5 protein-coding genes are annotated in these 5769 nt (G+C 70.2%); 2 read left to right on the top strand and 3 right to left on the bottom strand.

Annotation, left to right across the window (positions count from 1 at the left end):
- Window positions 1-153: 153 nt before the first annotated feature.
- The 3 genes from dgt to ENSA5_RS02240 form a co-directional block, all read right to left on the bottom strand.
- Window positions 154-1464 carry a dGTP triphosphohydrolase gene (gene dgt / locus ENSA5_RS02250; RefSeq protein WP_106389905.1) on the bottom strand — a complete coding sequence of 437 codons (1311 nt, stop codon included), beginning with the start codon at window positions 1462-1464 and terminating at the stop codon, window positions 154-156.
- A 71-nt stretch (window positions 1465-1535) separates the two neighbouring features.
- On the bottom strand, window positions 1536-2492 hold the full coding sequence (locus ENSA5_RS02245) for a homoserine kinase (RefSeq protein WP_106389904.1): 957 nt from the start codon (window positions 2490-2492) through the stop codon (window positions 1536-1538).
- Complete coding sequence (locus tag ENSA5_RS02240; RefSeq protein WP_106389903.1) at window positions 2489-3454, bottom strand: DsbA family protein; 966 nt, start codon at window positions 3452-3454, stop codon at window positions 2489-2491. Before ENSA5_RS02240 ends, ENSA5_RS02245 begins: the two co-directional genes overlap by 4 nt.
- 146 nt (window positions 3455-3600) lie before the next feature.
- Between ENSA5_RS02240 and ENSA5_RS02235 the strand changes: the two genes are divergently transcribed.
- Together ENSA5_RS02235 and ENSA5_RS02230 are read left to right on the top strand one after the other, a co-directional pair.
- On the top strand, window positions 3601-4425 hold the full coding sequence (locus ENSA5_RS02235) for an electron transfer flavoprotein subunit beta/FixA family protein (protein WP_181197226.1): 825 nt from the start codon (window positions 3601-3603) through the stop codon (window positions 4423-4425).
- On the top strand, window positions 4422-5387 hold the full coding sequence (locus tag ENSA5_RS02230) for an electron transfer flavoprotein subunit alpha/FixB family protein (RefSeq protein ID WP_106389901.1): 966 nt from the start codon (window positions 4422-4424) through the stop codon (window positions 5385-5387). The genes ENSA5_RS02235 and ENSA5_RS02230 overlap by 4 nt, the downstream gene beginning before the upstream one ends.
- Window positions 5388-5769: the final 382 nt, after the last annotated feature.

Below are 5769 nucleotides of genomic sequence, written 5' to 3'. Positions count from 1 at the left end.
GTGGTTGGGCTCGGGGCGCTGAAGCTGTTGCTGCGGCTGATCGAGAAGCTCGGGATGCTGCCCTTCGTCCCCTACCTCGTCCTGCTTGGCGCCACGGCCCTGATCGTGGGCTAGCAGCCCGGGCTGCTAGGACCGCGTCGAGAGCTCTCGAGATCAGCCGACCCCGCGGGCGCCCGCGAGCTCGGTGCCGCGTAGCTCGCGAAACAGCCGCACCGCCGAACGGTCCGTGAGCGCCACGAGGAAGTCGGTGACCTGAAGCAGACGCTGGTAGGGACTGCGCTCCACCTCGTCCTCGAGGCCCAGGAGTCCGAGCAGCTTGTGCTGGCGCTTGCTGCGAGCCTCGGGGGCGGCGAGCACGGCGGGGACCAGGAAGTCGAGCAGGCCGCCGAGGACCTCGTAGCCGGCCAGCTCGACCCGAAGGACCTGCTCGGCGCGGTAGCAGCGAGCGACGGAGAGCTCGCGGATGGCGTCGAGGGCGGGGGCCGCCGGGATCCCTGCGATCAGGGGGCCGATGGCCTCGCCCGCGAGCAGGGCCTGCTCGTGGGTACAGAAGGCCTCGGCGACCTGCTTGACCACGACGTTGATAGCGATGGCCCGGAGGCTGGAGATCGAGCGGCGCGAGCCGCCGAGCTCGGGCTTGCCGACCAGGGCGGCGAGCTGGGCGCGGGCGGTGCCCTCGTCGATGAGGCCGAGGATCGTGCCGTCCTCGAAGTCCATGACGTGGTAGCAGACGTCGTCAGCGGCCTCGACGAGGTAAGCGAGGGGGTGGCGGGCCCAGGCCTCTGCGCCGAACTCGTCGCGGCCCCGGGGCAGAAGGCCGACGCCCTCGGCGAGCTCGGCGAAGAGCGGGGCGTCGTTGACGAAGAAGTTGAACTTCTTGTGCGCGGTGCTGGTCGAGGAGCAGGGGTACTTGGCCGCGGCGGCGAGCACGGCGTGGGTCAGACGCATGCCGCCGTCCTCGCCGTACATGCTCAAGCGCGCGACGGTGCGAAAGCTCTGGGCGTTGCCTTCGAACTCGATCAGGTCCCGGCGCTCGGCTGGGGACAGGTCGGCGAGGAGCTCGGCGTGGGCGTCCTGGGCGAACCAGCTGGCGATGGCGTCCTCTCCGGCGTGGCCAAAGGGCGGGTTGCCGAGGTCGTGCATGAGGCAGGCCGAGGCCACGACGTCGCCGAGGACCCCGGAGCGATCGGGCTGCATCTCGCGGCCGACGAGGCGGCCCATGGACCGACCCACGGAGGCGACCTCGAGGCTGTGGATCAGCCGGTTGTGGACGTGGTCGTTCTCCGGCATGGGGAAGACCTGGGTCTTGTCCATCAGCCGACGGAAGGGCTCGGAGAACAAGATCCGGTCGTAGTCGCGCTCGAATTCATTGCGCGGCTCGCTGCTGGGCGTCACGGCGCCGTGACGCAAGCGCGCGCTCGACAGCAGCCGGTCCCAGGTCATCCGCTCGGAGGTGTCCGCCATGGGTCGCTACCTTAGCCGATCCGGGCACCGCGACTTCTTCATCCGCGACCTGTTCGGCGCGCCCTGACAGCTCAATGGAGCGGCCGCGAGGTCACGCGGGCGCCGGGGCCGACCCGATCGACCTGCCCACGCCCGGCGACGCCCGCGTGGGTGAAGCTCTCTTCGAGGATCTCGAGCAGCGCCTTCGCCCGATGCTCGGACTCGGCCAACGCGAAGCTCGTTGGCCCTGCCCCGCTGATCGAGCACGCGAGCGCGCCAGCTTCGAGCGCGTTGACCTTGGCGTCCAAAAACCCCGGGATCAGATGCGCCCGCGCAGGCTCGACCAGATCGTCGACGATCGCCTCGCCGAGCAACGCGAGGTCGCCCGTGTGAAGCGCGTGAACCAGGAGCCCGAGCCGCGCCGACTGGCGGACGGCGTCACCGAGCCCGACCGCGCGCGGCAACACGGCGCGGGCGTCCGCGGTCGCGACCTCGCAGCCCGGGGTGTAGATCGCCAGCCACAGGTTGTCGGGCACGGGCAGCGAGACCACGCGCAGCGGCGCGATCGCGGCGATCAGCACGATGCCGCCGAGGATCGCGGGCGCGACGTTGTCGGGGTGCGGGCTGCCGCAGGCGACGGCCTCGGCCACGCGGGCGGCCTCGATCATCGTCTCGTTGCCGACCTGTAGGTCGAGCGCGGCCGCGCTGGCGACGACGGCCGCGCACGCGCTCGCGCCCGAAGATCCGAGCCCGCTACCGAGCGGGAGGCCCTTGTCGAGCTCGAGCTCGACCCCGTGCGAGGCGCCGAGGCCGAGGCGCTCGAGCATCGCCGCGACCGCGACGCAGGCGGTGTTCTGATCGGACGCCAGAGGCAGCCGCCCGCCGTCGCCGCTGACCTTGGTCAAGACCACGCCCGGCTCGGTCCGCCGACGCGCGCGCACGGTGTCGCCCGGGCCGTGGACCGCGAGGCCGAGGCAGTCGAAGCCCGGGCCGAGGTTGGACACGGTCGCGGGCGCGTAGGCCTCGACCCACGGACGTGGCGCGCTCATCGGCGGAGGGCGTCGTCGATCCAGGCTTCGAGGCTGCCGCCCCACAACAGCGGCGTGACGTGACGTCCGTTGACGTAGACCGCCGGGGTGCCCTGGATGTCGAGGTTCTCGCCGAGCGCCCGATCCTTGGCGACCGCCAGCTCCGAGGACTTGGCGGCGAAGTCGGCCTTCCACTTGGTGAGGTCGAGGCCCTGGATCTGCTTGGCGTAGCGCTCGAGGTCCTCGTCTTCGAGCTGCGACTGGTGATCGAAGATCAGATCGTGCATCTCCCAGAACTTGCCCTGCTGGTGGGCGGCCTCGGCCGCGAGCGCGGCGACCTGGGCCCGGGCGTGCATCCGCAGCGGGAAGTGCATGAACACGAGCCGGGCCTGACCGCGGTACTGCTGGACCGCCTTGCGCAAGACCGGCGCCTCCATCTTGCAGTGCGGGCACTCGAAGTCGGCGAACACCACGACGGCGACCGGGGCCCGCTCGTTGCCGTAGGTCGGCCGGCCCTCGGTCGGGATCTCGTAGGGGGTCAGGGCGCGGACGACCGCGTCGATGTCGAGCTTGATGTCTGACGGCGTCGCCCCGCTCGCGAGGCGATCGGCGATCAGCTGGGCGACCAACATCGAGTTGCGGCACTCGGGATCGTCACGCAGCGAGGTCGCGAGGGAGTGCGGCTTGTCGCACGCGCTCTGCTCGGTGTTGATCAGCGTGACGAAGGTGGCCTGCTGGGTCTCGCTGAGCTGGCTCAGATCGACGCCCTTGGCCTCGCGGATCATCTGACTCTCGGCCGGTGGCGGCAGCTCCTGGCGCTCGCGCTTGGGCCTCGCCGCCTCCGAATTGTTCGTGCCCGAGGCCTCGGGTTGGTCTGGACCGGGCGGGGTGCAGGCCGTGCACGCGGTGGTCGCGACCACCGTCAAGAGGATGAGCGTCAGCGCCACGGAGGCGCGGTTGAGCAGTTCGCGGATGCAACGCATCTTGAGCCAGCGTCGTCCGGCGCGACGCGCGGGGAACGCTAGCGCAGCGCTGGAGTGCCCGCAAGCGGCACAGACCGCGTTGCCGCCGCCATGGCTTGACGCTGGACAGCGGAGAAGCGATACACCCGGCCTCAGGAGGAGCCCCCTTGACGAAGATTCTAGTGACCGTCAAGCGGATCCCAGACCCGGACGAGAACCTGAAGTTCACCGCTGGTGGACTCGACCTCTCCTCGGTGAAGTGGGTCCCAAACGCCTTTGACGAATACGCCGTCGAGACCGCACTGCGCCTCGCCGACGACGTCAGTAACAAAAAGAACCGCCTGGCCGAGATCATCGTCCTGTCGATCTGTCCGCAGAAGCAGCGTCAACACATGACGCAGTTTCTGGCCATGGGCGCCGACCGCGGTGTGATCGTCGACGCCGACGACAGCACGCTCGACACCGCGGCGATCGCCAAGATCATCGCCAAGGTCGCCGAGCAAGAGGGCGTCGACATGATCATCACCGGCAAGCTCTCGCAAGACAACGAGGGCAACCAGGTCGGTCAGCGCGTCGCCGGGCTGCTCAACTGGCCGCAGGCCTGCTTCGCGGCCGAGATCGACTGGGACCGCGAGGGCAACGCCCTGGCGGTCAGCCGTGAGGTCGACGAGGGCGTCGAGACCAAGAAGATCCCGCTGCCGGGCGTCGTCAGCGTCGATCTGCGCGTGGTCTTGCCGACCAGCGTGCGCAACGGCGTGAACCCGGCGGACCACGCCTTCACCGATGGCCCGCGCCTGGCCTCGCTGCGCGGCATCACAATGGCCAAGCGCAAGAAGGTTGCGATCAAGACGCCGGCCGACCTCGGCGTCACCAGCAGCGGCGGCGAGGCCACGGTCGCCGTCAACGCCCCGCCGGCTCGCAAGGCTGGCCAGATGGTTGGGTCGATCGAAGAGCTGGTCGAGAAGCTCGCTACGGAGGCAAAGGTCCTATGAGCAAGGTACTCGTCGTTCTCGAAACCGCGGGCGGACAGCTGCGCCCGCACTGCCTCCCGGGCATCACGGCGGCCAAGCAGATCGCCGACGCCCGCGGCCAGGAGCTCCACCTGCTGGTGCTCGGCGCCGACACCGGTGCGGCGGCAGAGATCGCCGCGGCCGGCTACGGCGCGGCCGGGGTCCACACGATCACCGACCCCGCGCTCGAGCCGTTCACGGCCGAAGCCTGGGCCGACGCCGTGATCCACGCGGTCAAGACCCTCGCGCCCTCGGTCGTCGGCGGCACCGCCAGCTCGACCCTGCGCGACTGCCTGCCCCGCGCCGCAGCGGTGCTCGACGCGCCGCTGTGCGCCGAGGTCATCGCCGTCAAGTCGGGCGACACCTTCACCCGCCCGATCTCGGCCGGTCGCGCGCTGCTCGACGAGAAGGTCAGCGGCGACCTGGTGTTCTTCACCGCCCGCGGCAGCGAGTTCGAGCCCGCCGCAGCTGGCGCGGCCGCGCCGGTCTCGGCGATCGAAGGTGCGAGCGTCGCGACGCGCGGCGTCGAGGTCGTCGGCATCCGCAAGACCGAGAGCTCGCGCCCGGCCCTGACCGAGGCCAGCGTGGTCGTCTCCGGTGGCCGCGGCATGCGCGAAGGCAGCAACTTCAAGGTCCTCGAGGACCTCACCGACCTGCTCGGGGGTGCCCTCGGAGCCAGCCGGGCCGCGACCGACGCGGGCATGGTCCCGGCGGACCTCCAGGTCGGCCAGACCGGCAAGATCGTGGCGCCCAACCTCTATATTGCCGTCGCTATCTCTGGTGCGATCCAGCACCTCGCGGGCATGAAGGGCAGCAACACCATCGTGGCCATCAACAAGGACGAGGAGGCGCCGATCTTCCAGGTCGCCGACTACGGCCTCGTGGCCAAGTGGGAAGAGGCGCTCCCGCGCTTCGTCGAGCTCGTCAAAGCTCGGGTCTCCTAGGGGGGTGTGGGCGGGGGGATCCTTTAGACCCCCCCGGCCGTCAGCGACTCTGCCACGCACGGCCGCAAGCGGCCGGTCGCTCGGTCGCTGCGCTCCCTCCCTCGGTGGGCTGGGCTCCTTTAGACCCCCCCGGCCGTCAGCAACTCTGCCACGCACGGCCGCAAGCGGCCGGTCGCTCGGTCGCTGCGCTCCCTCCCTCGGTGGGCTGGTATGAGCTTCGCTGTCGCCTCCGTGGCCCCCTAGAAGGGGGCTTTTTTTAGACCCCACAGGCGTCAGCTACTCTGCCACGGCTCCTTTAGACCCCACAGGCGTCAGCTACTCTGCCACGGCTCCTTTAGACCCCACAGGCGTCAGCTACTCTGCCACGGCTCCTTTAGACCCC

The sequence above is a fragment of the Enhygromyxa salina genome (assembly GCF_002994615.1).
In the GTDB taxonomy this organism is placed as follows: Bacteria; Myxococcota_A; Polyangia; order Nannocystales; family Nannocystaceae; genus Plesiocystis; species Plesiocystis salina_A.
Note: the sequence above shows the minus strand (reverse complement) of the source record. Positions and strands in the feature narration are given on the sequence as shown.